The sequence below is a fragment of the Mesorhizobium sp. M0663 genome (assembly GCF_040320585.1).
In the GTDB taxonomy this organism is placed as follows: domain Bacteria; phylum Pseudomonadota; class Alphaproteobacteria; order Rhizobiales; family Rhizobiaceae; genus Mesorhizobium.
The window spans coordinates 127,196-153,671 of record NZ_JAMYPX010000006.1; the positions used below are offsets into that span (position 1 = coordinate 127,196).

At 63.4% G+C, this 26,476-nt stretch carries 27 protein-coding genes and 1 pseudogene; 10 read left to right on the forward strand and 18 right to left on the reverse strand.

Features of this window, described 5'->3' with window-relative positions; all coding sequences use genetic code 11:
• Positions 1 to 3: 3 nt before the first annotated feature.
• Positions 4 to 294 (reverse strand): muconolactone Delta-isomerase family protein, encoded by a 291-nt coding sequence (locus NKI54_RS14445; RefSeq protein WP_352637876.1) that lies wholly within the window; start codon positions 292 to 294, stop codon positions 4 to 6.
• 100 nt (positions 295 to 394) lie between these two features.
• Between NKI54_RS14445 and NKI54_RS14450 the strand changes: the two genes are divergently transcribed.
• Positions 395 to 1,300, forward strand: a complete 906-nt coding sequence (locus tag NKI54_RS14450) for a LysR substrate-binding domain-containing protein (protein WP_352637878.1) — start codon at positions 395 to 397, stop codon at positions 1,298 to 1,300.
• Between the two features lie 94 nt (positions 1,301 to 1,394).
• On the opposite strand, the gene NKI54_RS14455 is transcribed toward NKI54_RS14450, so the two are convergent.
• Positions 1,395 to 2,006 (reverse strand): LOG family protein, encoded by a 612-nt coding sequence (locus tag NKI54_RS14455; protein WP_023677735.1) that lies wholly within the window; start codon positions 2,004 to 2,006, stop codon positions 1,395 to 1,397.
• Positions 2,007 to 2,120: 114 nt separating this feature from the next.
• On the opposite strand from NKI54_RS14455, the gene NKI54_RS14460 reads away from it, so the two are divergent.
• From NKI54_RS14460 to NKI54_RS14475, 4 genes are all read left to right on the forward strand, one after another.
• Positions 2,121 to 3,608, forward strand: a complete 1,488-nt coding sequence (locus NKI54_RS14460) for a LysM peptidoglycan-binding domain-containing protein (protein ID WP_352637879.1) — start codon at positions 2,121 to 2,123, stop codon at positions 3,606 to 3,608.
• 60 nt (positions 3,609 to 3,668) lie between these two features.
• Entirely contained in the window at positions 3,669 to 4,043 is a 375-nt protein-coding gene (locus tag NKI54_RS14465) for an ArsR/SmtB family transcription factor (protein ID WP_352637880.1), read from the forward strand.
• Between the two features lie 20 nt (positions 4,044 to 4,063).
• Positions 4,064 to 5,950, forward strand: a complete 1,887-nt coding sequence (locus NKI54_RS14470; protein ID WP_352501837.1) for an ABCB family ABC transporter ATP-binding protein/permease — start codon at positions 4,064 to 4,066, stop codon at positions 5,948 to 5,950.
• An 89-nt stretch (positions 5,951 to 6,039) separates the two neighbouring features.
• Positions 6,040 to 6,387 carry an antibiotic biosynthesis monooxygenase gene (locus tag NKI54_RS14475; RefSeq protein WP_352637893.1) on the forward strand — a complete coding sequence of 116 codons (348 nt, stop codon included), beginning with the start codon at positions 6,040 to 6,042 and terminating at the stop codon, positions 6,385 to 6,387.
• Positions 6,388 to 6,392: 5 nt separating this feature from the next.
• Here the strand turns inward: NKI54_RS14475 and NKI54_RS14480 are convergent, their stop codons facing one another.
• On the reverse strand, positions 6,393 to 7,259 hold the full coding sequence (locus NKI54_RS14480) for an SMP-30/gluconolactonase/LRE family protein (RefSeq protein ID WP_352637881.1): 867 nt from the start codon (positions 7,257 to 7,259) through the stop codon (positions 6,393 to 6,395).
• 264 nt (positions 7,260 to 7,523) lie between these two features.
• Here NKI54_RS14480 and NKI54_RS14485 point away from each other — a divergent pair, with 264 nt between their 5' ends.
• The 3 genes from NKI54_RS14485 to NKI54_RS14495 all read left to right on the forward strand — a co-directional run bounded on the left by NKI54_RS14485 (position 7,524) and on the right by NKI54_RS14495 (position 9,554).
• Positions 7,524 to 8,222 carry a phosphatidylserine decarboxylase gene (locus NKI54_RS14485; RefSeq protein WP_023677729.1) on the forward strand — a complete coding sequence of 233 codons (699 nt, stop codon included), beginning with the start codon at positions 7,524 to 7,526 and terminating at the stop codon, positions 8,220 to 8,222.
• A 3-nt stretch (positions 8,223 to 8,225) separates the two neighbouring features.
• Positions 8,226 to 9,041 carry a CDP-alcohol phosphatidyltransferase family protein gene (locus NKI54_RS14490; RefSeq protein WP_023677728.1) on the forward strand — a complete coding sequence of 272 codons (816 nt, stop codon included), beginning with the start codon at positions 8,226 to 8,228 and terminating at the stop codon, positions 9,039 to 9,041.
• 249 nt (positions 9,042 to 9,290) lie between these two features.
• A complete protein-coding gene (locus NKI54_RS14495) occupies positions 9,291 to 9,554 on the forward strand; it encodes a hypothetical protein (RefSeq protein ID WP_352637883.1) in 264 nt (87 codons plus the stop codon).
• 121 nt (positions 9,555 to 9,675) lie between these two features.
• Here NKI54_RS14495 and NKI54_RS14500 read toward each other — a convergent pair whose 3' ends face one another.
• A complete protein-coding gene (locus NKI54_RS14500; RefSeq protein ID WP_352691835.1) occupies positions 9,676 to 11,898 on the reverse strand; it encodes an AMP-binding protein in 2,223 nt (740 codons plus the stop codon).
• Between the two features lie 141 nt (positions 11,899 to 12,039).
• On the reverse strand, positions 12,040 to 12,447 hold the full coding sequence (locus tag NKI54_RS14505) for a tautomerase family protein (protein ID WP_023677725.1): 408 nt from the start codon (positions 12,445 to 12,447) through the stop codon (positions 12,040 to 12,042).
• A gap of 114 nt (positions 12,448 to 12,561) precedes the next feature.
• Between NKI54_RS14505 and NKI54_RS14510 the strand changes: the two genes are divergently transcribed.
• Positions 12,562 to 13,416, forward strand: a complete 855-nt coding sequence (locus NKI54_RS14510; RefSeq protein WP_352691795.1) for a LysR substrate-binding domain-containing protein — start codon at positions 12,562 to 12,564, stop codon at positions 13,414 to 13,416.
• A 196-nt stretch (positions 13,417 to 13,612) separates the two neighbouring features.
• Here NKI54_RS14510 and NKI54_RS14515 read toward each other — a convergent pair whose 3' ends face one another.
• Positions 13,613 to 14,521 carry a DMT family transporter gene (locus NKI54_RS14515; protein WP_502898045.1) on the reverse strand — a complete coding sequence of 303 codons (909 nt, stop codon included), beginning with the start codon at positions 14,519 to 14,521 and terminating at the stop codon, positions 13,613 to 13,615.
• Positions 14,522 to 14,843: 322 nt separating this feature from the next.
• Here NKI54_RS14515 and NKI54_RS14520 point away from each other — a divergent pair, with 322 nt between their 5' ends.
• On the forward strand, positions 14,844 to 15,350 hold the full coding sequence (locus tag NKI54_RS14520; protein WP_023677721.1) for an OsmC family protein: 507 nt from the start codon (positions 14,844 to 14,846) through the stop codon (positions 15,348 to 15,350).
• A 152-nt stretch (positions 15,351 to 15,502) separates the two neighbouring features.
• On the opposite strand, the gene NKI54_RS14525 is transcribed toward NKI54_RS14520, so the two are convergent.
• From NKI54_RS14525 to rplI, 12 genes and pseudogenes are all read right to left on the reverse strand, one after another.
• On the reverse strand, positions 15,503 to 15,724 hold the full coding sequence (locus tag NKI54_RS14525; protein ID WP_023677720.1) for a hypothetical protein: 222 nt from the start codon (positions 15,722 to 15,724) through the stop codon (positions 15,503 to 15,505).
• 130 nt (positions 15,725 to 15,854) lie between these two features.
• Positions 15,855 to 16,160 (reverse strand): annotated as a pseudogene (locus NKI54_RS14530) (hypothetical protein); the annotation flags it as partial.
• Between the two features lie 144 nt (positions 16,161 to 16,304).
• On the reverse strand, positions 16,305 to 17,051 hold the full coding sequence (locus NKI54_RS14535; protein ID WP_352647445.1) for an SDR family NAD(P)-dependent oxidoreductase: 747 nt from the start codon (positions 17,049 to 17,051) through the stop codon (positions 16,305 to 16,307).
• Positions 17,052 to 17,074: 23 nt separating this feature from the next.
• Complete coding sequence (locus NKI54_RS14540; RefSeq protein WP_352637891.1) at positions 17,075 to 17,344, reverse strand: hypothetical protein; 270 nt, start codon at positions 17,342 to 17,344, stop codon at positions 17,075 to 17,077.
• A gap of 14 nt (positions 17,345 to 17,358) precedes the next feature.
• Positions 17,359 to 18,828, reverse strand: a complete 1,470-nt coding sequence (gene purF, locus NKI54_RS14545; protein ID WP_023677717.1) for an amidophosphoribosyltransferase — start codon at positions 18,826 to 18,828, stop codon at positions 17,359 to 17,361.
• Between the two features lie 125 nt (positions 18,829 to 18,953).
• Positions 18,954 to 19,625, reverse strand: a complete 672-nt coding sequence (locus NKI54_RS14550; protein ID WP_023677716.1) for a CvpA family protein — start codon at positions 19,623 to 19,625, stop codon at positions 18,954 to 18,956.
• Between the two features lie 47 nt (positions 19,626 to 19,672).
• Complete coding sequence (gene radA, locus NKI54_RS14555) at positions 19,673 to 21,091, reverse strand: DNA repair protein RadA (protein ID WP_352637895.1); 1,419 nt, start codon at positions 21,089 to 21,091, stop codon at positions 19,673 to 19,675.
• A gap of 228 nt (positions 21,092 to 21,319) precedes the next feature.
• On the reverse strand, positions 21,320 to 22,810 hold the full coding sequence (locus NKI54_RS14560; protein WP_023677714.1) for a replicative DNA helicase: 1,491 nt from the start codon (positions 22,808 to 22,810) through the stop codon (positions 21,320 to 21,322).
• A gap of 206 nt (positions 22,811 to 23,016) precedes the next feature.
• Positions 23,017 to 23,985, reverse strand: a complete 969-nt coding sequence (locus tag NKI54_RS14565; RefSeq protein WP_352638421.1) for a small ribosomal subunit Rsm22 family protein — start codon at positions 23,983 to 23,985, stop codon at positions 23,017 to 23,019.
• A gap of 3 nt (positions 23,986 to 23,988) precedes the next feature.
• Positions 23,989 to 24,312 carry a YnfA family protein gene (locus NKI54_RS14570; protein ID WP_352638423.1) on the reverse strand — a complete coding sequence of 108 codons (324 nt, stop codon included), beginning with the start codon at positions 24,310 to 24,312 and terminating at the stop codon, positions 23,989 to 23,991.
• 80 nt (positions 24,313 to 24,392) lie between these two features.
• The gene (locus tag NKI54_RS14575) at positions 24,393 to 25,682 is read right to left on the reverse strand and encodes a cyclopropane fatty acid synthase (protein WP_352542731.1); all 1,290 of its coding nucleotides are present in this window, start codon (positions 25,680 to 25,682) and stop codon (positions 24,393 to 24,395) included.
• Between the two features lie 153 nt (positions 25,683 to 25,835).
• Entirely contained in the window at positions 25,836 to 26,420 is a 585-nt protein-coding gene (gene rplI / locus NKI54_RS14580; protein WP_254820243.1) for a 50S ribosomal protein L9, read from the reverse strand.
• Between the last annotated feature and the right edge of the window lie 56 nt (positions 26,421 to 26,476).

Genomic DNA, 26,476 nt, shown 5'->3' on the forward strand with positions numbered 1-26,476 from the left:
CGCTCAGCGCTTCGGCCCGAAGCCGGGATATGGCTGCAGCGGCACGATGGCGGCAATAGCCATCATGCCGGCCTTGACCAGCGGCAAAGTTGCAAGATGGTGGCGCACGTCGGCATCGCTGCCGGCTTCGAACATCATGCCGCTGCCGGGAATGTCGCCCCGATTCCACACCTGACGCACGGCGCCTTCGGCATAGAGCGTGCGGCGCTGCTCGGCCTCGCCAAGCAGCAGCGGCGCGAAATCGGCGTCGGTGAACTTTTCGGTGTTGCGCGCTAGAAGGGCAAAGAACTGCATCGGAATCTCCTGATGTTGGCCGTTGGAATGGCGGAAATATTCGCTTCTGCTGGCCAGACAGTCCAAGACTGATTAGGCTAAATTTGAGACCTCACGGGACTTGAGCATCGAAGCAACAATGTTCGACCTGCGCCAGCTCCGCTATTTCATCACGGTGGCCGAAACCGGCAACGTCGGGCGTGCCGCCGAATTGCTGCACATCTCGCAGTCGCCGCTCAGCCGTCAGATCATTCAGCTGGAGGAGCAGCTGGGCGTCGCACTGTTCGAGAGGGCGAGGCAGCGTGTTCATCTCAATGCCGAGGGCCGCGCTTTTCTTGCCGAGGCGCGTGCGCTGCTGGCCCATGCAAGACGGCTCGAGGAACTCGGCCGCAATCTCGCCAGCGGTACGGTCGGCCGTCTCGCCATCGGTTATGTGGAAGGTGCGGTCCATGCCGGGCTTGTCGCTCGGATGCTGCGCCAGTTTCGCCGCGACCGGCCCGAATTTCATCTTCAACTGAAGGGTCAGCGTTCCGCCGCCCAGATCGAAGCGCTGCGCGAACGATCGCTCGATCTGGGCCTCGTCTACACGCCTCCTCCTGCCGACGATCCCGACATCGCCGCCATGCTCATTATGCGCGAGCCGCTGGTTCTGGCGATGCCGGAAGGCGATCCATTGGCAGAAATCGCGGAGATACTGCCGCAGCAACTGGACGGACGCACCTGGATCACGGTGGTGCGCCAGCCTGACGACACCAACCGCAGCCAATTTCTCGCCGCCTGCGCGAAGGCGGGCTTCCTGCCCGACATTGCCTATGAGACGACCGATCCGTTGACGTCGTTGGGCCTGGTCAGCGCCGGGCTTGGGCTGGCGACGGTGCAGGCCAGCCTGCGGAGTGCCGCGCCGCCTCAGACCGTGTTTCGCGATCTGCCGTGGTTTGGACGCACCGTCTCGATCCATCTCGCCTGGCGGCGTCAGGACAAGCGTGCGGTCATCGGAGACTTGAGGAAGGCAGTAGGCAAGGAGTGAATAGTGAATAGTGAATAGACAGGCGCCGGTTTGGAAAGTCTTCTACTTCACCATTCACCATTCACCATTCACCATTCACCATTCACCATTCACTCTACATCTTATCAATCACCGACTGCACGCCCTCCGTCGGTGCATCGACGGAGGATCCCGCCACCATGATAGCGGCGACGATTGCTTCCGGATCCTCGACCACCAGCGGCTTGACCCGTTGCGCCGTGTGGATGAAGCCCTCCGTTGCCATGTGGTCGAGCAACGCCAGCATCGGATCCCAGAACCCGCCGACGTTGCCGAAGACGATCGGCTTGCGGTGATGGCCGAGCTGTGCCCAAGTCATGATCTCGACGATCTCTTCGACGGTGCCGATGCCGCCGGGCAACGCCACAAAGGCGTCGGATTTCTCAAACATCCTGTGCTTGCGCTGGTGCATGTTGTCGGTGATGACGAGCTCGTCGAGCCGGTTAAGCGCGGTTTCGGTCGCCTCCCGGTTGATCAGAAAACGCGGAATTATGCCGGTTACCTTGCCACCGGCCTTTAATGCCCCTTCAGCGACGGCACCCATGATCCCTTTAGTGCCGCCGCCATAAATCAGACGCAGGCCGGACTTGGCGATCGAGCGGCCAAGCAGGTGTCCGGCCTTGATATAGGTCTCATCTCGGCCCGGGGACGAGCCGCAATAGACGCAGACAGATCGAATCGTGTTCATGTTATGATTGGTGATAGGGACTATAGGCATGGTCAAGCCCCGGGGCGGGCTTTTTCTTGTCGGCTTTGGCAAAACAGGCTAGACCGAAATTAGGTGGCTAAGGGGCAGGGAAACATGGCAATTAATCCATTGAAGGCGTTTTTGTTCGCGGCTGGCGGCTCTGTCGCAGCAGCGGGAACCGCCTATGTATCGGGCGCACTCGACCCGTATCTCAATTCTACCCGGCCTGCGGAGGTCGCGGCGCTGACGCCGCCGGCTTCGAAACCGGCCGCTCCGGCGACCGAGGGCCGGGTGCCGCCTGCGTCTGCCGCGTCCACCGATGCGGCAGCGCCCGCCGCGCCGGCCACAGCAGGTGCAATCGTGCCGACCTTCGACATCGTGCGCGTCGAAAGCAACGGCTCGATCGTCGTCGCCGGCAATGCGGCGCCCAACGCCAAGGTCGAGATTCTCAACGGTTCGGCTGTGCTCGGCTCGACGGTCGCCGGCCCTGACGGCGCCTTTGCCATTGTTCTCGACGATCCGCTGAAGCCCGGCGACTATACGATCACGCTGCGCTCTACAGCTGGCAATGTCGTGACCGCCTCGGCGCAGACCGCCGTCGTTTCGATCCCCCAGAATTCCACCGGCCAGGTGCTGGCAATGGTCGAGGAGCCGGGCAAGCCGTCCGAACTGCTCACTGTTCCGGCCCCTCAGGCGAAATCTGACGCCTCGCCGTCTGTCGGCGAACAGGCGGCCGTTCAGCCACCCGCCACGGGCACCGAATTGCCGGCTGCCGCAGCGCCGGCGCCAGCCGCCCCGGCGGCTGATGTTCCAGCAGCGTCTGCTCCTGCCGCGCCGGCCGCTGTTGAAGCCGCGCCGGCTACGGCAGCGCCCGCCACTCCCGCGGTGGAGCCGAAGATCGTCGTCGAAGCTGTCGAAATCGACGGCAACAAGATTTTCGTTGCCGGCGTCGCCGATCCCGGCCGCAAGGTGCGTGCGTATGCCAACGATATCCTGCTCGGTGACGCGAAGACCTCGCCCGACCGCCACTTCCTGGTCGAAGCGACACGCGACATCCCGGTCGGCACCTACACCATCCACGTCGATGCGCTCGATGCCGACGGCGTGACGGTGGTTGCCCGTGCGGCTGTGCCGTTCGAGCGCGAGCCTGGTGAGGCGGTTGCGGCCGTGGCGCCGGCCGAGCAGAAGCCTGCCGGGATAAAACCAGCCGAGCCGAATGCTCCGGCGACCGAAGGCGCACCGGCAACGGCCACCGAAACGCCCGCAACTGCCCCCACTCCTGCAACCGAGGCCCCGGCCGAAACGGCTGTCGCAACGCCTCCGGGCGAAACGCCCGAGACCGTGGCGCCAAAGCTCGAACATGCCGATGGCGCAGTCATCATCCGCCGCCATGACACGCTGTGGCGGATTTCGCGGCGGGTCTATGGCCAGGGCATGCGCTACTCGACCATCTATCTCGCCAACCAGGACCAGATCAGCAATCCGAACCGAATCTGGCCGGGGCAGGTGTTCAAGGTGCCGGAGAAATCGAAGGAAGGCGAGCCCGCCGATCTCAAGGCAATGGGCGACCAGATGACGACGGCGCCAGTCAAGGCCGAATAGCCGTTCTGCCCATCAGGATAGCTTGCGGCAGGGCCAGTCATCGTTTATCGCCGATGGACGATGACCGAATCCCCCCTCGTAACGGACCGAAGCCGCGCGGCAGATGAACGCGCGCCGGCCAACTGCACGCCGGCCAACTGCATGCCGGATAGCCGCGCTGTCGCTGTCCGGCTCGCGGCCCTTTCGCATCCAGCGCGGATCGAAATTCTCAAACACCTTTCCGCAAGCCGTTCCTGCTGCTGTCGCGAGGTCGTCGAACATCTCGACCTGGCGCAGTCCACCGTTTCCCAGCATTTGAAGATCCTGGTCGAGGCCGGGCTGATCCGCTTCGAGCCTGACCGCCAGCGCTCGCGCTATGAGCTCGACCGCGCCGCGCTCGCCGATGTTTCGGCATCGCTGGCCGCGCTGGTCGATTCCTGCTGCTCCGGCCGCTGAAATCATAAAGGTAAACAAGAATGGCCGAGAAAACCGTTTCCGCAGATTCCGGCTCGACCTTCAGAACGTTGCGCAATCTCTGGCCCTATATGTGGCCGGCCGACCGCGCCGACCTGAGGGCCCGAGTGGTATGGGCCACCGTACTGCTGGTTGTCGCCAAGCTGACCCTGGTGGCCGGACCCTATTTCTTCAAATGGGCGACCGACGCACTGGCCGGCGATAGCAAATCGCCGCCGCCGCTGCCGGCCCTGCTGCTGGCGCCGGTCATGCTGGTCGTCGCCTACAATGCCGTGCGGCTGGTGCAACTCGGCTTCAACCAGTTACGCGATGCCCTGTTTGCACGGGTCGGCCAGCATGCGGTGCGCCGGCTCGCCTTCCGCACCTTCGTGCACATGCACGAACTGTCGCTGCGCTTCCACCTCGAACGGCGCACCGGCGGACTGTCGCGCGTCATTGAGCGCGGCACCAAGGGCATCGAGACGATCGTCCGCTTCACCATGCTGGCGACGGCGCCGACAATCGTCGAATTCGCGCTCACCGCCGGCATCTTCGCCGTCACCTATGGCTGGCTATACGTCTTGGTGATCGCGGTCACGGTCTGGCTCTATGTCTGGTTCACCGTCAGGGCGAGCGATTGGCGTATTTCGATCCGCCGTGAGATGAACGAAAGCGACAATGAAGCCAGCACGAAGGCGATCGACTCGCTACTCAACTACGAAACAGTCAAATATTTCAATAACGAAACCATGGAGGCCGAGCGGTTCGACCGGTCCACGGCGCGCTACGAGTTGGCGGCGACCAGGACCTGGACCTCGCTTGGCTGGCTGAACTTCGGCCAAGGTGTGATCTTCGGTATCGGCATGACCGTCGTCATGGTGATGTCGGCGCTCGAGGTGAAGGCGGGCACACAGAGCGTCGGCGATTTCGTCTTCGTCAACGCCATGCTCATGCAGCTTTCGGTGCCGCTGAATTTCATCGGCATGATCTACCGCGAAATTCGCCAGGGCCTGACCGACATCGAAAACATGTTCGATCTGCTCGACGTCAAGCGTGAGATCGTCGATCGGCCGGGCGCCAAGCCGCTGGTCGTCGATGCCGGCAGGGTCGAGTTCCGCGACGTACATTTTTCCTACGACCCCAACCGCAAGATCCTGAAGGGCATCAGCTTCGAGGTGCCAGCCGGCAAGACGGTGGCCATCGTCGGCCCCTCCGGAGCCGGCAAGTCGACCATTTCGCGGCTTTTGTTTCGCTTCTACGACATCCAGCGCGGCAAGATTCTGATCGACGGCCAGGACATTCGCGACGTGACGCAGGAGAGCTTGCGCGCCGCCATCGGCATGGTGCCGCAGGACACGGTGCTGTTCAACGACACCATCGCCTACAACATCCGCTACGGCCGCGTCGGCGCCAGCGAGGAGGATGTGCGCAAGGCGGCAGAACTGGCCCAGATCGGACCGTTCATCGAGCGGCTGCCCGACGGCTATCGCTCAATGGTCGGCGAGCGCGGATTAAAACTGTCCGGCGGCGAGAAGCAGCGGGTGGCGATTGCCCGCACCATTTTGAAGGCACCGCCGATCCTGATGCTCGACGAGGCGACCTCGGCGCTGGACAGCCACACCGAGCAGGAGATCCAGGCGGCACTCGACCTGGTCAGCCAGGGCCGCACCACCCTCGTCATCGCCCATCGGCTGTCCACAGTGATTTCGGCCGACGAGATCATCGTCCTGCAGGATGGCCAGATCGCCGAGCGCGGCACCCATGTCGCCTTGATAGCCAAGCGCGGCCTTTATGCATCGATGTGGGACCGCCAGCGCGAGGCAAGCGAGGCCGAGGAGCGGCTGCGCATTGCCCGCGAAAGCGACGAGTTCGGCGTCGTCGTCCGCCGCCGCACCTCGGAGGTGAGCTGAAAATTCGTGCTTGACCTCAACTTAAGTTGAGATCGTAGGCCGTTTTGGATCGCAGCAAGATGCGTCGTTCAAAAACGGAGACAATCGATATGAATGGGATAAATCAGGCAGTTAGTGGCGGCAGTGTATTCCGGGTGGACAAGTTTGTCGTTCCGGCCAACGCCCGCGAGGAGATTCTTGCCAAGGTCCGGATTACGCATGAATTGCTGCGCCAGCAGCAAGGGTTCGTCCAGGATTTCCTGCTTGAGCAATTCTCGGGGCCGGGCGAGTTCAACCTCGTGACCATTGTCGAATGGGAAGGGCAGGCCGCCGTCGACAAGGTCGTGCCGATCATCAAGGCCGCGCATGAGCGCAGCGGCTTCAAGCCTCAGGAGACCATCGCGCGACTTGGCGTCAAGGCCGATATTGCCAACTATCAGCGGATTCCCGGGATGTAAGCTCTCTACGGCCAGCCGGCGCCCGGCGCGGTAGCGTCGACGCTGAGCACTTGGCCGGTACGGGCATCGCTGATCATATGTTCGAAGCCGCGCCATTCGGCTGCGACGATGAACAGCGTTTTTCCCTCGCTGCCGCCGAGCATGCAGGCAAAGCAGCCGCGGTCGACATCGACACTTTCGAGCATCGCGCCGCCCTCGCGCACCCGCACGCAATGCCGGTTGGGAACGTCGGCGTACCACGCCGCACCTTCGGCATCTAGGCAGATGCCATCGGGAAAACCGTTGCCGAGATTGGCCCAGACCCTGCGGTTGGAAAGGCCGCCATCGGCAGCGATGTCGAAGGCGGTCAGCCGGTTGGCGTGGGACTCGGCAACGACCAGCGTCTTGTTGTCAGGCGTCACCGCCATGCCATTGGCGAAGGCGAGGTTATCAGCCACCTGCTGAACCGAGCCATCAGGTGCGACCAGCACGATGGTGCCGGGGCCGAAATGCTGGCCGGGACCCGGAGCAGGCCCACCGCCATTGACGTATATGTTGCCGCGCCCATCGACCACGATCTCGTTCCACGGGCTCTTCGAGAGGTGTCTCAGATCGGCATGGGTGACCAGCCTCCCGTCTGCCTCCTGCCTGAGGACCACCCCTTCGCAGCCGGAGACGACAAGCAGCCGCCCGTCCGGAAGCCAGTCAATGGAATAGGGCAGGGTGGCCGGCACGGTGAGCGCGATCTCGCTGTTGCCCAGAGCGTCAACGGCGATGATCTGGCCTGTGCCCCAGTTGCAGAACCACAGCCGGCCATCGTGCCAGCGCGGTGACTCGCCGAAGGCCAAGCCGTTCATCACCACTTGCACTTGCCTAGCTGCTGATTTCTGCATCGGCCGAGAACCTCCGGGTTTGCGCAAATCGTCATGGCCGAAATGCCGATGAGAGGCGCTGTCTTGCCAAGGACGGGCGAGAGTGCTGCGTTCCGACAATCGCAATGAACATTTCCGGTTGATCGCTTCGGCAGTCCGGATGCTGCTAACGGCATCCTGAAACGGCGGCGACCGCCACCCCCCGAGCGCTCTCATTGTCGCGTTGCGACCGCGGGGTGTTTCCGCTATTGAGGCCGGACTTGGAACCAAGGTTGCCCTCATCCCATGAGCCTCGTTGACACGATCAAGAATGCGTTCGTTCCGATCCATCGCGAGGGTTATCCCTTTATCGCTGCGTTCGGCGCGGCGACGCTCTTTCTTGGCTACTTCTCCTCGACCCTGTTCTGGATCGGTCTCATCCTGACGGCCTGGTGCGCCTATTTCTTCCGCGATCCCGAGCGTGTCACGCCGATCGATGACCGGCTGGTTGTCAGCCCGGCCGACGGCATCGTCTCGGCGGTTGGCCCGGCCGTGCCGCCGCGCGAGCTTGGCCTCGGCGGCGGTGAAATGACCCGCATCTCGGTGTTCATGAACGTCTTTTCCTGCCACGTGAACCGCTCCCCGGTGCGCGGCCGCATTTCCAGGATCGAGCATCGGCCAGGAAAATTCCTCAACGCCGAACTCGACAAGGCAAGCACCGAGAACGAGCGCAACGGGCTGGTCATCGAAAGCCCCAATGGAACGGTCGCTGCGGTACAGATTGCCGGCCTGGTGGCGCGGCGCATCGTCTGCTGGGCCGAGCCCGGCGGCGCCATCGGCACCGGCGAGCGCTTCGGGCTGATCCGCTTTGGCTCGCGCGTCGATGTATTCCTGCCCTCGACCGCGACGCCGCGTGTCGCCGTCGGCCAGACCGCAGTTGGCGGTGAGACGGTGCTGGCGGAATTCGGCGGCGTTGCCGCAACGCCGCTCGTGCGGATCTCCTGACCGGTGGCCCCGCCGTTCAAGAAATTCGAGGCGCATGGCGGCGGTGGCCCGCGCATTCGCGAAATCCCGATGCGCATGGTGCTGCCCAATCTGGTCACGGTGCTCGCCATCTGCGCCGGCCTGTCCGGTATTCGCTTCGGCTTCGAGGGCCGCTTCGAGCCAGCGGTGGTGATGGTGCTGCTCGCGGCCTTCCTCGATGGTATCGACGGCCGTCTGGCGCGAATGCTGAAGGCGACTTCCAAATTCGGCGCCCAGATGGATTCGCTGGCCGATATCGTCAATTTCGGCGTGGCACCGGCGCTGGTGCTCTATGCCTTTCTGCTCGACAGGGCAGGTTCGCCGGGCTGGATCGCCGCGCTGCTGTTCACCATCGCCTGTGGGATGAGGCTTGCCCGTTTCAACGTGCTCGACGAAGAGCTCGACCGTCCGCAGTGGCAGACCGAATATTTCGTCGGCGTGCCGGCGCCGGCGGGTGCGGTGCTGGTGATGCTGCCGCTCTATCTGTTCTTCCTCAGGCTTGGGCTTGAACCCAGCCGCCTGGCAGCCTTCATTGCCACCGGCTTTACAATATTGGTGGCGTTCCTGCTGGTCAGCAGACTGCCCGTCTATTCCGGCAAGAGCGTCAGGATACCGGGCGACAGGGTGCTGCCGATCATCCTCGCAGTCGTCCTCTACGTCCTGCTTTTGATGACCTATCCCTGGTATACGCTGACGGCCTCGGTTGCGGGCTATCTGGTCTTCTTGCCGTTCAGCGTGCGCGCCTATTCGAGACGCGCCAAGCGCGAAGGCGAGAAGGTGCCGTCCTCGGATATTGGCTGACAGATTTGGTGCCAGTTCGCGTTGCGCCTGGCAGTGCATGATTCCGAAAAGGGTCGTCCGTTTAGACTCAGGACCGGCTCTCACAGCGCGCGGCGCTGTGGAATGCACCTCAAAAACACCGGTTTCGGAACTTGCTGGGCGGCTAGACCGTTTGTGTTTGGTAGGTCCGTCTGAGCGGCTGCTCGTGGTACGTCATCTACGTCGCGCAAGCTGCCGCATCGGGCGCAGAACCATCGGAAACGAGGAGAAATGGCTGTCATCCTCATCGGCGCGTTACTGACTGTCGCCGGCCTCGTCTATATGGCGGTAGCAGCCATCATGCGCGGGCGGCTTAGTGAACCGGCCGCTGTCTCCACCGCGCCGGACAGTCCGACGCCTAATCTCGCAACACCAGGTCCGACCCTGGAGCCGCGGCGGCGCGGGCTCCGTTTTCTCGGCCTGTCGCAGAACTGGCCGGGCCTGCTGATGATGGCCGTCGGTGCCATTCTGCTGTTGTCGGTGGTGGTCTTCTAATGCATTCGCGCAAAAGTGTGCAGCGGTTTTGCGATAACGGCATGCATAAAAGCAAGAATCTAAAGCGCGTGGCACAAGGCCGGTCGAACGCGACGCGCTTTAGAGTTCTCGACAGCAAACCTCAGGCGGCTGCGCTCAGTCCCAGCCTCTCGAGTGCCAGCTTTCTAGTCGAGACATAGTCGGTCTTGCCGGAGCCCAGTACAGGGATCTCCTCGACCTTGACGATGTCGTTCGGCACCATCAGTTCGGCCGCGCCGGCTTTTTTGCCGAATTCGCGCAATTCGTGGGGATCGGCATTGTCGGCGGTGGTGACCAGAACGAGGCGCTCGCCGCGCCGCTTGTCCGGCACCGCTACCACGGCGTGATGCTCTTCCGGCCACAGCGACTGCACCAGCATCTCGACCGCACCAAGCGATACCATCTCGCCGGCTATCTTGGCGAAGCGCTTGGCGCGGCCGCGAATGGTGATGAAGCCTTCGCGATCGACCGAAACGATATCGCCGGTGTCGTGCCAGCCTTCGAGCGGCTGCAGCTCGCCAGGCCGATTGCTGGTCATGTAGCCCATCATCAGGTTCGGCCCGTCGAGCCACAGCCGGCCGGCGTCGCTGATGCCTTCAACCGGTTCGAGTTTCATGCGCATGGCCGGCAGCAGCCGCCCGACCGTTCCGTCGCGGCCGTGGATGGCGGTGTTGACGGCAACCACTGGTGCGGCCTCGGTCAAGCCAAAACCTTCGATGATCTCGGCCTGGAAGCGCTCGCGGTAAACCCGGCGCGTCTCCGGCTTCACCGCCTCGGCACCGGCCACGACGAAGCGCAGGCTGGAAAAATCGCCGTCCTTGGCGGTGCGGGCATAGTTGGCGAGGAACGTGTCAGTGCCGAACATCACCGTCGGCCGGACCTTGCGCGCCACCTCCGGAATAAGTTTGTAGTGGAGCGGTGACGGGTAGAGGAACAGCTTTACTCCGGTGACCAGCGGCAGGATGGTGCCGCCGGTCAGCCCGAACGAGTGGAACACCGGCAGCACGTTGAGCAGGATATCGGCCGGCGAGATGGTGATGCGGGCTTCCGCCTGCATCGCATTGGCAAGAAGATTCCGGTGCGACAGCACCACGGCCTTGGGCGTGCCTTCCGAGCCGGAGGTGAACAGGATCACTGCCGGCTTGGCCGCATCCTGGCGCTGCAACGGCCAGCGCCACAGCAAGCCGGCTGCGGCCTTGTCCAGCACGGTCACGCTTGCGCGGACATCCTCCAGCCACAGCAGTTTCGCCCCGCCCTTTTCCACCGCCTCGACGATGTCGGCGAGGTTGGCCTTTTCGACAAAGGCGCGTGAGGAGACCACGGTGCGGATCATCGCCGTGCGGATGGCGGCGGTGACGCTGGCCGGGCCGGCGGTATAGTTGATCATTGCTGCCACCCGCGCAGCCGACAGAAGTCCGACGAACGACAGCACGACGCCATTGGCGTTGGGCAGGAGCAGCCCAACCGCTTCGCCCGGCGCTGTTATTGCCTCGAACCGTCGGCCCAAAACCCTGGCGCCGATGAACACTTTCCGGTAGCTCAGGGCACCGCCAATGACGTCCTCGATTATTGGGTGCGAAGCGCCAACACGGTCGGCCGCATCGCGCATGGCGAGGAACAGCCCTCGGTCGAGATCACTGCCGAAAAGCCTGGCCTCGGCGAAGCGATCAAACAGCGCATTGGTGTTGGAGGCCTGATCTGGGTTCCGCGCCACCAGCTCGGCGATGGTCATCGGCTCCAGCGCGCTGATCGACAGCTGCGGAAACCAATGGCGCGGCGCCTTGTCCGCCGGCGTCAGCGAGGCCGGCAGGCTGCGTGCGCCGGCAACGAAGACCGGCACGATACGGGCGTCGGCCTGCATGGCGATACGGGTGATGGCGCGAAACAACCGAAACGACTTGACGTCTGGCTCGACCGCATCCGGCAGGTAAACGGCGAGCCGGCCCTTGCCCTTCAGCACCCGCACCAATCTGCGGCTGACGAAGACATGCTCGGCGTTGAAGGCGATGGTGCGGCCGAGCTCGCGCCACGGCTCCAGCCACGGCGATCTGGCCGAAGCCTGGTCGAGGATGTGCAGCGTGTCCTCCGGCAGCAGCGACAGCATCAGCGCCGGCTCGATGCGTGACTGATGCCAGATGACATAGATGACCGGGGCCACCGACCTGCGCGCAATCTTGATGCGCTCGTCGCTGATCCGGTAGGCGAGCTTGAACGGCACGTAGAGCAGCGCCTGGCTCAAACGCAGGCCGAGGCGGAACTTCTCCACCACGCCGATCAGCAGCCAGGCCGCGACAAGACCCACAAGCAGCGCCAGTGTCAGGATCATCGCCGCATCTCCCAACGATCTCACGTCACGGCTCTTCAGTGGCCGCTTCGGGTGAGAACCTAGCCGAAGTTGGATCAACGTCAATGCGGCTCCATTTTTCCTTCTCTTCTATGTTTGATTCGGCTCGGCTGCCTATCGCAGCTACGCCGCTTTCATCCTTCCGCTGATGAACCGGAATTCCTGCGTCTTGCCGCCAAAGCCATAGGCGGCTGCAGGCACTTCATGCACGAGGGCGTAGCTTTCCTCATGCACCTTACCCAGCAGCCGGCCGAATGCCGCGAAAATTGCCTGCAGATACGCCTCCAGTTCGAGCTTGGTGTTGGTGCCGTCGACAACCTTGATGTCGAGCCAGGCCGTGTTGGTGCCATGCTCGGCCAGCGACTTGCCGCCGGCGAACCAGTGCTCGGGGTCGTGATAGGAAATGGCAACAGCTGTGATCGTCGCGTCCTTGCGCAGATGCGTGGCCGTCAGTTCGGTCACTTCCTTGGCAATGGCGGCGGACAAAGCGGCATCGGGCTTGCCGGTAACGCTGACATTGATGATCGGCATATTTCTTCTCCTCGGTTTCAAGCGGCGCCTCTTCGCCGTCGAGAAAATCATGCCATCGTCCTTTGATCAAAAAAATCGAATTGTTTTTGATAAACACTTTGATAGTGTCGAATTATGCAGATGTTCGATCCCGACCTCCTCAAGACTTTCCTCGCTTTCGTCGACGGCGGTTCCCTGGCGCGGGCCGCGTCGATCGTCGGTCGCTCGCCGTCCGCAGTGACCGCGCAGATGCAGCGGCTGGAGGATGTTGTCGGCGAACCGCTGCTGGTGCCGCAGGGGCGAGGGCGCGGCCTGACGTCGGCAGGCGAGGATCTGATCGTTCACGCGCGTCGCATCCTTGCCGCGCACCGCGAGGCGTGGCTGGCCCTCAAAGGCGCGCACGCCGACGGGCGCGTCGCCATCGGCACCACGCAGGATTTCGCCGACAGCGGCTTGCCGCAGCTTCTCAGGGCTTTTGCTGTCAGCCATCCGCGCGTCAGGATCGAACTGCGCGTCGGCCGTTCCGCCGAACTGGCGCAGGCTTTGCAGGCCGGCACCCTTGATCTGGCCATTGCCATGCGGCAGGTGCCGACACGGGACGAAGTCGGTGTGCTCAAGGAACCAATGATCTGGCTTTGCTCACAGAACGGGTTGGCCACCCGCCACGACGAACTGCCCTTGGCGCTGCTCGATCCCCATTGCGGGTTTCGCGAAGCGGCGACCAGTGCACTCGATGCGGCCGGCCGTCGCTACCGCATTGCTGCCGGCAGTGCCAGCCTCGCCGGCCTGCGCACGGCGGTGCACGCCGGCATCGCCTTGACGTTGAGGACGGCGCGCTTCGCGCATTCCGGCATCGTCGAGGCGCCGCGCGATCTTGATCTGCCGCCGGTGCCGGTCGCCGAATTCGCCGTCCGCTTGCGTGAGGATGCCGACCGGCCGGCGCAGGATCTGGCAGCGTTGTTCAGCGGCAACCTGGCCTTGGCCAATTGAGCCAGCAAAGAAAAAGCCGACCTTGCGGTCGGCTTCTAAGTAGGACGGGCCGAGGGGTTTGGGGGGACTTGGGGTGGCCCGTCGCAGCCATAATGCCTGAGCCCTATGATGGTTCCATGACTTTTCAAATTAATTTTCAGGACCGGATTTCTCGTGATCGGACCACCAACTCGCGCTCGGACGCGGCGAGGATTGGTCATGCATCCGCTGCGCGCTGCCTGGCCATCAGCCAGTCGCGGCCGGCGTGAGCGAACACCGCGCAAAGCACGATGGCGCCACCGACCATGCTGGCTGCCGGCGGGATCTCCGCCAGGAACAGGAAGGCAAACAGGATCGCGAATGGCACTTCAGCTGAACCCAGCAATCCGGACTCGGCCGCCGGAATAAGCCGGGTGCCCTCCGTCCACAGGATCGAAGCCAGCGCGAATGAGGCGCCGAAGGTGGCTAGAAGCACAGCGTCCCTGGCCGAGACAGCCAGCGGATCGGCGACGAACCAGCCGAGCACGAACAGAAGGAATGCCGACACCGCACCCGCCCACACCACCGGCGTGTCGCGGAAGGCGCGCACCATGATCATGTAGAGCGCGCTGCCGATCGTCATCAGCAGCGCCAGCCCGTCGCCGAACAAATGGCCGGTGCCGAAGCCGGACCAGACCATGATTGCCACACCGCATAGTGACACAGCAGCGGCGGCAAGCGTCTGCAGCCGGAACGGCTCGCGGACCAACAGGAGGGCCAGCAGCGCGGTGACGAACGGGACCGTGGCATAGATGATCGCGACATTGGCGACAAAGGTGAACTTGAACGCCGAGATAAAGGCGATGCTCCCGAGCGCGCCCTCGATCGCCAGCAGCCAGCCTCGCCAGCCGAGCCGCAAGCTGTCGCGACCGCCGGAGCGCTGGCGGCGCCATAGGACATAGAGGCTGATCAGGATCGAGCCGACGAAGCCGCGCCAGCAGGTAATGGTCAGCGGGTCGGCATGGATCGATTTGGTCAGCACGCCGGTGAGGCCGAAGACGGCCGCCGATGCCGAGACCAGGATGATGCCGAGGGTACGCTCGCGGGCGCTTTCCACTGTGCATGGCATGTCCAGCGATCCCGTCATCTCACCAGCCTACGCTGCCCCTTCCTGACACCATAGTGTCAGCTTGAGGCGTCCTGCATCGAAAACAGCAGGTAGGCAGCCCCGGTGAACAGGATTCCGGCAAGAACCCGTTCGCGGGTTTCCACGATGGCGATATCGGCCATATGTCCGGCGGCCTTACGAATGTGTTGCGAGAGACGGTGTGAAGGCGTTGGATGCTCCCCGTATCGTCAGGCTATACGGGCGAAACCCTGCCAAGCGCTACGCCAGTGGCGACTTGCGTTTGGGCAGGCGGCATCGCCGTTAGGCAGCGAAGCCAGGCAACTGTGGGAGAGAAAACGAAATGGACGCGATCGCATTGAAGGCCATGCAGACGCCGCTGAAGGTGGCCTATCGCGACGACGCCTCGCGCGCGCTGATTACTCTCCGCGCCAAAGGCTCGATCGACGACCAATCGATCGCCTGCAAGGTCGAGACAGGCAGGGCGATCGCCATTGCCGGGCTGCATCCGGCGACCGGCGGCACCGGGCTCGAACTCTGCTCCGGCGACATGCTGCTGGAGGCACTGGTGGCTTGCGCCGGCGTCACGCTGAAGGCGGTAGCGACGGCGCTGGAATTCAAGCTTGGGGCCGCCACGGTGGAAGCCGAAGGCGACCTAGACTTTCGCGGCACGCTTGGCGTGGCAAAGGATGCGCCGGTTGGCTTCCGCGCCATCCGGCTGACATTTGGCCTCGACACCGACGAGCCGCAGGAGCGCATCGATGCGCTGCTCAAGCTGACCGAGCGCTACTGCGTCGTGTTCCAGACCATCAGCCAGAAGCCGGAGCTGACGGTAAGCGCGCGACGCTGACGATTTCCCCCCTTGAGGGGGAGATGTCGCCGAAGGCGACAGAGGGGGTTGTCTCGCGTGAACGCCAACCGCTGCAGCAGGCCGAGCCCGGTGGGACCAACCCCCTCTGGCCTGTCGGCCATCTCCCCCTCAAGGGGCGAGATCACGCTGTCCTACTGCGCCGACGGCTCCTCGGCGTCGCCCTCGTCGGCGAAGGGCGAGGCGCTCGGCACGCACTGCACCGACCAGCCGGCCGGCGTCGGTTGCTTCTGGTATTCGGTTATGGCGAAGGCGCACTGTTCGCGGGTGTCGAATGTGCTGGGCAGCACGACCATGCCGCCTTGCGGGCCGGCGATCACCAGATACCAGACTAACGCTACGCTCGGTGTCGCCATGAGTATTTCCTCGCTCTGCTTGTTTTGGGAGTCGCACGATCCTAGCAACTCCGGCCCAGCGGCGAAAGCTGGGCCAAAGCGCGGCGTTAAGCCACGGCATCACAGCCACGTGATGGCGGGTCGTTTTGGTTCAGTTCACCGCAAAACAATAGAACAGGCCGTCGCCGCCGGTGCCCTTCAGCGCTTCCTGGCTGCAGCCACCGCGTGACGCATGCGAGGAATTCCACGATTTGGCGGCTGCCGAATCATCGAGGCCGGTACGATCGTGATGACCCATCATCGCCACACCTTCTGCTCCGCTCAGCGTCCAGTCGCCGCAGGTCTGGTCGGCTATTTTCGTGCCATCCGGCTTGGAGCCGGTCAACACGTCGTGCCGGTTGGGCGTGTCGCCGCGGCCGTTGACCATTTGGCCCTTTTCGTCGAGTGCCGTCTGTCTGCGACGACGCGGCGCCGATTACTGCAAGCAGCGCGGCGGCAGTCAAGAGAAGCAGCCTCCGCATATGGTCCTCCGTTTCTCGAATTGTGGCACCCGAACAACGTTGGTGCCGGCGCAATTCTTCCGGCAAAATGCGATATGTGGCTACTCCGGCTGCCGGTAGGCGACAAAGCGATTGTGCTTGGCCTGGAAGATCAGCCCGGTCTCCTTGAGCGTAGGGCTGGCCAGCGGCACGATACGCTTGGCGATCTCCGAAGGGTGCGGCAGTGTTTCAGGATCCTCGCCGGGTACGGCCTGCGCCCGCATCGCGGTGCGCGTTGCCCCGGGATCGGCGGCATTGACCCTGAGCGGCAGGTTTTCGGTCTCATGCGCCCATGAACGCGTCATGGCCTCGACCGCCGCCTTCGACGCCGCATAAGGCGCCCAGAAGGCGCGTGCGGAGTGGGCAAGGCTGGAGCTCAGCACGATAGCACGGCCGGCATCGGAAAGCCTGAGCAGCGGGTCGACCGAGCGGATCAGCCGCCATGTTGCGGTGACGTTGATGGTCATCACCTTCTCGAAGGTCTTGGCCTCGACATGGCCGATCGGGGCGATGACGCCGAGCACAGCGGCGTTGGCGACCAGTATGTCGAGCTTGCCCCAGCGCTCGTGGATGGCGCCGCCCAGCCGGTCGATCCCCGCCATGTCGGCAAGATCGAGCGGTACCAGCGTCGCCTGTCCGCCACCTGCCTTGATCTGGTCGTCGAGTTCTTCCAACCCGCCGACGGTGCGAGCAACCGCAATCACATGCGCACCGGCCGCGGCAAGCTCCCTGGCGATGAAATAGCCGATACCGCGCGAGGCGCCGGTGACGACCGCGACGCGGCCGGAGAGGTCAAGGGCAGAAATCATGAGGTCACTCTGAAGATCAAAGGTTACGGAGACCAGCTACTATCATAACCGGTCGGAAACCAGATTCCCCGACGCAGGTAATGGCCGATATTCGGCCTGACATGGTTCTGGTCCAGGGTGTCCAGATCGGGGATGATCTCGATCCTGTAGGCGGTTGGAAATTTTCCGCTGGCAAACAACCGTGTTTTGGCGAGATCTACCGCATCCGTTTCGTCTTCTGCGGTGATGCCGACGCCCATCGGAAAACCGTGGCGGCGTCCTGCTTCAAAATCCAGCCAGAACAGCTTCAGCATTGAAGCAGCGTCTGCTAAGACCCGCCGGCCGCTAACAGCGACAGCGTGCGCACATTGTCGGAGCCTTCGAAGTCGGCAAGCCGGGTCGGATACTGGCCGGTGAAGCAGGCGTCGCAGAATTGCGGCTGCTCGTTGTCGCGGCCGGCCTCGCCGACGGCGCGGTAGAGCCCGTCGATCGACAGGAAGCCGAGCGAATCGACGCGGATGAACTCGGCCATCTCCTCCACCGACATGCGCGACGCCAGCAGCTTCGACTTTTCCGGTGTGTCGACGCCGTAAAAGCAGGAGGCGCGCGTCGGCGGCGAAGCGATGCGCATATGCACTTCCTTGGCGCCGGCATCGCGCACCATCTGGACGATCTTCTGGCTGGTGGTGCCGCGCACGATCGAATCGTCCACCAGCACCACGCGCTTGCCTTCGATCATGCGGCGGTTGGCGTTGTGCTTGAGCTTGACACCCATGTGGCGGATCGAATCGCCGGGCTGGATGAAGGTGCGGCCAACATAGTGATTGCGGATGATGCCGAGCTCGAACGGAATGCCCGCGGCCTGCGAAAAGCCGATCGCCGCCGGCGTGCCCGAATCCGGCACCGGCACGACGATGTCGGCCTCGACCGGACTTTCCTGCGCCAGCTCGGCGCCGATGCGCTTGCGCACTTCATAGACGTTGCGGCCTTCGACCGACGAATCCGGCCGCGCGAAATAGACATATTCGAAGATGCAGAAGCGGGTCTTCTGCGGCTCGAACGGGAACAGGCTTTCGATGCCCTTGCTGGTGACGACGACCATTTCGCCGGGCTTCAGGTCGCGCACGAAACGCGCACCGATAATATCGAGCGCGCAGGTCTCGGAGGCGAGAATCCAGGCGCCGTCGAGATCGCCGAGCACCAGCGGGCGGATGCCGAGCGGGTCGCGGCACCCGATCATCTTCTTGGACGTCATCGCCACCAGCGAGAAGGCGCCTTCGACTTGGCGCACCGCATCGATGAAGCGCGAATTCAGGTCGCGCTCTTTGCTGGTGGCAACCAGGTGCAGGAGCGTTTCGGTGTCGGAGGTGGAAGAGAAGATGGCGCCTTGCTTCTGCAGGGCGCGCTGAACGGTCATGGCGTTGGTGAGATTGCCGTTATGGGCGACGGCAAAGCCGCCATCGGCAAGTTCGGCGAAGAAAGGCTGGATATTGCGCAGACCGGCGCCGCCGGTGGTGGCATAGCGTGTGTGGCCGATGGCACGGTTGCCCTGCAGGCTGTCGATGACACGCTGCTTAGTAAAGGTGTCGCCGATCAGGCCGACATGGCGTTCGACATGGAATTGGGTGCCGTCATAGGAAACGATGCCGGCCGCTTCCTGGCCTCGATGCTGCAACGCATGCAGACCGAGCGTTACGATGGCTGCGGCGTCCTGCCGGCCGAAAATGCCGAACACGCCGCATTCGTCGTGGAAATGGTCGTCGGCTTCGGCGGAAAGCACGTCGTCTGCGTCTGCCACTGAGGCTGCCATTGGGGCTCAAGCTCCGCTAAAGTCGCCATATAAGGTCATAGCGCATCGAAAGCAACGCACGTCGTGCGGCGTTCACATGATCGACAGTCTTGAGCCTCGCAAGTCTGTCGAAATCAGTTTGCCGGCGCCGGGTTTGCAGGTGCCGGCGTCGCGGGCGCATTGTCGGCCGGCGGCGCATCGCTGTCGTCGGGTGCCGGAGCAGTGGCGTCGTCGCCGGCGGCAGGGGCTTCCGCTGCAGGCGCGTCGGGGGCCAGAGGCGTCTCGGTGGCCGGCTGATTCGGATTGAGCTTGTTGAGGATGGCGTTTTCCGGATCCTCGGGCAGCAGGCTTTCGAGCTTGGCGCCGATCGATTCGAGCAACGGCTTTGACTTGGCGTTGGCAATCCAGCCTGGAGCCTTGGCGCCGGCCAGCCAATTGAAGAAAAGCAGCGCGACAGCGACGACCAGGATGCCGCGCGCCGCGCCATAGAGGAAGCCAAGTGTACGATCGAGCGCGCCGATCCTGGAATCGATGATCCAGTCGGCGAGCTTCATGGTGATGACCGAAACGACGATCAGCGCGACAATGAAGACGATACCGGCGGCCGCCGCCATGGCGGCCTTTTCGTTGTCGACGTAGGGCTGAATGTAAGGCAGCACCGGCTTGTAGAAGAAGAAGGCGGCGGCCGCGGCGGCTGCCCAGGAGATGATCGACAGGATCTCGCGCGAAAAGCCGCGAACCATAGCGAGCATCGCCGAGACCAGGGTGAAGCCGACGAGAATTCCGTCAAGCAGCGTAATCGGCATGTTTTTCGCCCCACTCCGATCTCTTTTTCACGACTCGACGAGCCGCATCACTCTTGCTCGTCGGCGCGGCTGCGCCGAGAGCCGGCTATGCGCGCCACGAGATCGGCAAGCTCGGTGGGCTGGAAAGCGCCGGCTCCGATCCCCCCGACCCCATTGCCACCAACAAGTTCCTCGCTGCCCAAGGGCAGAACCGCGCGTCCGAAACCCAGCTTTTCGGCTTCCTTGAGGCGCTGCTGCGCATGCGCAACCGGCCTCACCGCACCCGAAAGGCTGATTTCGCCGAAATAGACGCAATCGGCGGGAAGGGCAAGACCGGTGAGCGAGGAAACCAGTGCCGCCGCCACTGCCAGGTCGGCCGCCGGCTCCGAAATGCGGTAGCCGCCGGCAACGTTGAGATAGACGTCGTGCGTGCCGAAGCGGACGCCGCAATGGGCTTCCAGAACCGCCAGGATCATCGACAGCCGGGCACCGTCCCAGCCGACGACGGCGCGGCGCGGTGTGCCCAGCGTCGATGGCGCCACCAGCGCCTGGATCTCGACCAGCACCGGCCGTGTGCCTTCCATGCCGGCGAAAACCGCGGCACCCGGCGACTTCGCATGGCGCTCACCGAGGAAAAGCTCGGACGGGTTGGCGACTTCCCGTAAGCCCTTGTCCGACATTTCGAAGACACCGATCTCATCGGTTGGCCCGAAGCGGTTCTTGACCGTGCGCAGGATGCGGTAGTGGTGGCCGCCTTCGCCCTCGAAATAGAGCACCGCGTCGACCATGTGCTCGACGACGCGCGGTCCGGCGATCTGGCCCTCCTTGGTGACGTGGCCGACCAGAACGATCGCCGCCCCTGTGGATTTTGCGAAGCGGATCATCGCCTGGGCGGCGGCACGCACCTGGGTCACCGTGCCGGGCGCCGAATCGGCCATATCGGTCCACAGCGTCTGGATCGAATCGAGAATGACCAGATCCGGCCGCTTGCCATCGGCGATGGTGGCGAGGATGTCCTCGACATTGGTTTCGGCGGCGAGCTCGACCGGGGTGTCGGCGACGCCGAGCCGCTGGGCGCGCAGCCTGATCTGCGCGACCGCCTCTTCGCCAGAGACATAGACGATGCGGTGGCCCTTTGCCGCCAGCGCGGCCGCGGCCTGGGTGAGCAGCGTCGACTTGCCGATGCCGGGATCGCCGCCGACCAGCAGCGCCGAGCCGCGCACGAAGCCGCCGCCGGTGGCGCGGTCGAGTTCGCCGATGCCGGAGACGATGCGCGGCGCGTCCTCGATGTCGCCGGAGAGGCTGGTCAGCACCACCGCACGGCCCTTGCGGGCGTTGCGCGTATTGGCCGGGCCGGAGCCGATACCGCCTGACGTACCTTCCTCGACCAGCGTGTTCCACTCGCCGCAGGCATCGCATTTGCCAGCCCAGCGCTGATGCACCGATCCGCAATTCTGACAGATGAACTGGATACGGGATTTGGCCATCAGGCGCGGCCTGCGGCAATTGAAAGACAGGTCGGCGGGACAGCGCCCCCCTCTGTCCTGCCGGACATCTCCCCCTCAAGGGGGGAGATTGGCAGCTCCGATATTGCCGTACATCTAGCAGCATTGACGATTGCCGAAAGCCGAAATGACATCCGATCTCCCCCCTTGAGGAGGAGATGTCCGGCAGGACAGAGGGGGGTGCGAAGGAATGAGACCTGTATCAAGAGGTCACTCGAACCGATCCGGCAAATGATGCTCCTCGGCGAGGTCCGAGAAGCGGGTGAATTCGCCCTGGAAGGCGAGGCTGACCGATCCCGTTGGGCCGTGGCGCTGTTTGGCGACGATGACCTCGGCCTTACCGCGCATCTCGTTCATCTCGTGTTCCCATTTGATGTATTCGTCGGTGCCCGGCTTCGGCTCGCGGTTCTTCAGATAATATTCCTCGCGATAGACGAACAGCACTACGTCGGCGTCCTGCTCGATGGAGCCCGATTCGCGCAGATCCGAAAGCTGCGGGCGCTTGTCGTCGCGGCTCTCGACCTGGCGCGACAGCTGCGACAGCGCGATGATCGGCACCGCCAGCTCCTTGGCTAGTGCCTTGAGGCCGGTGGTTATCTCGGTGATTTCCTGGACGCGGTTTTGCGAGGATTTCGCGCTTGATCCCTGCATCAGCTGGATATAGTCGATAACGATGACGTCGAGGCCGCGCTGGCGCTTCAGGCGACGCGCGCGGGCCGACAGCTGAGCGATGGAAATGCCGCCGGTCTGGTCGATGAACAGCGGGATTTTCTGCATTGTCTGCGAGCAGGCGACCAGCTTTTCGAAATCCATCTCGCTGATCTCGCCGCGCCGGATTTTCGACGACGGGATTTCCGTCTGTTCGGAAATAATGCGGGTGGCCAGCTGTTCGGATGACATTTCGAGCGAAAAGAAGCCGACGACGCCGCCATTGGCCGCCTTGAACGAGCCGTCCGCCTGCTGCGCCGGGACATAGGCCTCGGCGATGTTGAAGGCGATATTGGTGGCGAGCGAGGTCTTGCCCATGCCGGGGCGGCCGGCAATGATGATCAGGTCGGACGACTGCAGGCCGCCCATGCGGCGGTCGAGATCGCGCAAGCCGGTAGCAACGCCCGACAAATGCCCGTCGCGCATATAAGCCGCATTGGCCATGTCGACGGCGGTCTTGACGGCATCAGTGAAGCTCTCGAAGCCGCCATCGTAGCGGCCGGTTTCGGCCAATTCGAACAGGCGCCGCTCGGCATCCTCGATCTGGTCGGAGGGCGACATGTCGACCGGCGCGTCATAGGCGATGTTGACCATGTCCTCGCCGACAGTGATTAGCGCGCGCCGCGTCGCCAGATCGTAGATGGCGCGGCCATAGTCGGTGGCGTTGACGACGGTGACGGCCTCGACCGCCAACCGCACGACATATTGCGCCACCGTCATGTCGCCGACCTTCTCGTCGGCCGGCAGGAAGGTCTTCAGCGTGATCGGCGTCGCGATTTTGCCCATGCGGATGAGCTCGGCCGCGACCTCGAAGATCTTTCTATGCAGCGGCTCGTAGAAATGGCCTGGCTTCAGGAAGTCGGAGACGCGGTAGAAGGCATCGTTGTTGACCAGTATGGCGCCGAGCAGCGCCTGCTCGGCCTCGATATTGTTCGGCGCCTCGCGATAGAGCGGTGTTTCCGCCACGCCGAATTTTCGTGCTGCCTCTGCCATAATGTCCCCGGTCCTGATCCCCGTCTCTCGATATCAGAACGAGACAAGTCGGTGATGACTTATCTGCATCAGTCCCAAACCAACCAACTTTGATGCCCGCGATTCACAGCCAGGATCTTTCGGTGGAAAGAATCTCGATTGACTCGAATCAAGATGGCGAGCCTAGCCGTTCTCAGGCGAGAACAAAACAGGAAAATAGCTGCCGGTCATTCCGGCAAGGCATCACCCCAGTCCAGTCGCCGCGCGGTCTTGAACGTCTCGCCGTCGCGCTTGGTGAACAGTCGCTCGGCAGCATTCCCATTCTGTTGGCAAAGCTTCAGCAAGACCTTGCCGGAGCCCGACTTCGGCGGTGCGATCACTCGCGCTCGAGGCGGAGCGGCCGGATGGCGGGAGGCCGCGACAAAGATGAATTTCTCGTCCTCCCACGGCACCTCGGCATCCTTGGCCAGACGGTGTAGGCGCGAGCGGGCGACGCGGCGGGCGAAATGGCACCAGTCGGGGGCGACGAGCGGACAGGGCGTCTCATGCGGGCAGGGCGCAAGCACGTGCGCGCCCGCCTCGATCAACTGCCGCCGCACGGCAAGAATACGCTGCCAGCCGGCCGGCGTGCCCGGCTCGACCACCAGCAGCGTGTCTGCGGTCAGCTGCCAGAGCCGGTCGACGAGTTTTGCCAGCGATGCCGGCGCGATCTCATCCAGCACATAGGCTGAAGTCACCAGCTCGGCCGGCTCCAGATCGACCAGGTCGATGGTGATGTCGCCGGTCCGCCAGGCGGTCCTGGCCGTGATCGCATCCGCGGCAAGTACTTCGCCGACCCTTCGTACCGCGGCGCCGGCCTCGAGTAGCACCGCCTGTTCGAGATCCGGCCAGAGATTGATTGTGGCCCAAAGCACCGTGCCAGGGCCGGCGCCGACATCGAGCAAGGTCTTCGGAGCATAGTCGGGCCGAGACTCGCCCACCGCATCGAGGCTGGCGCGAATGGCCGCATAGGTCGCCGGTAGCCGCGTTGCCAGATAGGCCTTCACCGCCATGTCTTCGGCCATGTGCAGGCGACCGTCGCGCAACTCTGCGCGGTAGCGGTCCGACAGCGTCTTTGCCGCTTGCTTAAGCATCGGCAACGGCACCTGTTCGAGAAGGCGGTCGACGCCTTGTCTAAGCGGGACGGGCAGTTCCATCGCTTAGGCGGTCCGAGGTGAGAGCAGAATGACCGAGGCGCCAACGATGCAGATCGCGGCACCGGCAAGATCCCAGCGGTCGGGGTGCACGCCTTCCGCCAGCCACAACCAGGCCAGCGAGGCGGCAATGTAGATGCCGCCATAGGCGGCATAGGCCCGGCCCGCCGCGCTGGTGTCGACCAGCGCCAGCAGCCACGCGAATAGCACGAGCGAGACGAGACCGGGCGCCAACCACAGCGGCGACTTGTCCAGCCGCCACCACGCCCAGAACGAAAAGCAGCCGGCGATCTCGGCAAGTGCGGCGGCGACGTAGAGGAGGTAGGTCATGAAAAAGGTCCCGCGTTGACGGGACCCTTTTCAGCGTGCCGGCCGGCAATGGCAAGCGGCAATGGCGTGATGCCGGCAGTCTACTCCGGATCCGCCACCTTGCGGCGGCGAGTGGGCTTGGCCACCGGAGCCTTTTCGCGACGTCCAAGATCGCGCATCTCCAGCGCCTTCTCGCAACTGGCCATGTAGTCGCGCGTCATCGGCAGCGTGTCGTTCTTCTTGGCAATCTGGATCTGGAAGATCACCAGATCCTGCCAGCGGAAGGCAGCTTCCGAGGCGGCAAGATAGAACTCCCACATGCGGCAGAAGCGCTCGTCATAAATCGCCTTGGCCTTGTCGCGGTTGGCCGCGAAGCGCTCGCCCCAATGCTTCAGTGTCTCGGCATAATGCAGCCGCAGAACCTCGATATCGGTGACGACGAGCCCCGATTTTTCGATGGCCGGCATCACTTCGGATAGCGACGGGATGTAGCCGCCCGGGAAGATGTACTTGCGGATGAAGGCGCTGGTTGCCCACGGCACGCCGGAGCGGCCGATCGTGTGCAGCAGCATGACGCCGTCCGGCTTCAGCAGCGTCGCCGACTTGTCGAAGAAGGTGCGGAAATGATTGACCCCGACATGCTCGAACATGCCGACGGAGACGATGCGGTCGAAACGCTCATTGAGCTCGCGATAGTCCTTGATGTCGAAATGCACCCGGTTTTGCAGGCCTTGCGCATGGGCGCGGTCGGTGGCGACGCCGTGCTGCTCGGTCGACAGCGTCACGCCTTGCACGTCGACGTCGAACGCCTTGGCTAGATAGAGCCCAAGCCCACCCCAGCCGGAGCCGATATCAAGAACCGTCTGGCCGGCCTTCAGCCTGAGCTTGGCGGCGATGTGGCGCTTCTTGGCCGCTTGTGCCTCGTCGAGCGTCATGTCCGGCTGCTCGAAATAGGCGCAGGAATATTGCATGTCCTCATCGAGGAAGAGGCGGTAGAGGTCGCCCGACAGATCGTAATGGCGCTGCACGTTGCGACGCGCCCGCGACGCCGTGTTGATCTGCTGCAGGCGCCGGAAGGCGTGGCGCAGACCTTCGATCGCCTTCGACCAGGTGGCATCGATACCGCCGCTGCCCATGTTCTGGAAGGCAATCCGCATCACCCCCAGCACGCCGCCCTCGAGAATGTCGAGTTCACCGTCCATGTAGGCTTCTGGCACCGCCAGCATCGGATCGAAGGTTATTGCGCGCTCGGCATGCCTTGTCTTGATGTGCATGTGCACCGGCTCGCCGCTGCCGTCACCGAAAGTCACCATCGAGCCTTGCGGCCCTGTCACCTTGAGATTGCCTGTGCGGACCAGGCGGTCGAGAACGCGTTTCAGCAGAATATTCATGACCAATTGTCCCCTCTCGGCCAGACATGCTGTCCTATTCTGCATCAAGATATAGGGGTTCGAAAAGTTCCATTTGGCATAAAAATGCCCGGGTACGAGGCCCGGGCATTGGTCCAGAATAGCGATTAGCCGGCGAATGCCGACGAATGACGATCAGCCGTTGTCTTCGCCGCCTTCGAACTCGGCATTCGGATCGAAGAAGTTTTCCGGCCGCGCATTATCGTTGATGTCCTCGCCGTAGATGGCTTCGGCGGTGGTCAGTGTTTCGCCCTTGGCCTGGCGCTCGGCTTCGTCGGCCGTGCGGGCAATGTTGAGCGTGATGGTAACCTCGACTTCCGGGTGCAGCGCGATCGCCACATTGGTGACGCCGATGGTCTTGATTGGCTGGTTGAGCAGGATCTGGTTGCGGTTGACCGAAAAACCTTCCGCCGTCACCAGCTCGGCGATGTCGCGCGTCGAGACCGAACCATAAAGCTGACCGGTTTCGCCGGCCGAGCGCACGGCGATGAAGCTCTTGCCGTCGAGCTTTTCTGCAATCTGCGCGGCTTCGGACTTGCGCTCCAGGTTGCGGGCTTCGAGCTGGGCCCGCTGTCCCTCGAACTTCTTCTTGTTAGCTTCGTTGGCGCGCAGCGCCTTGCCTTGCGGCAGCAGGAAATTGCGGGCGAACCCGTCCTTGACCTTGACGGTATCGCCCATCTGGCCGAGGCGGGAGACGCGTTCGAGAAGAATGACTTCCATGGTTTTGTTCCTTCGGTTGGGCACCTATCCTCAGGATCGGCGCCGAATTGTCTGGA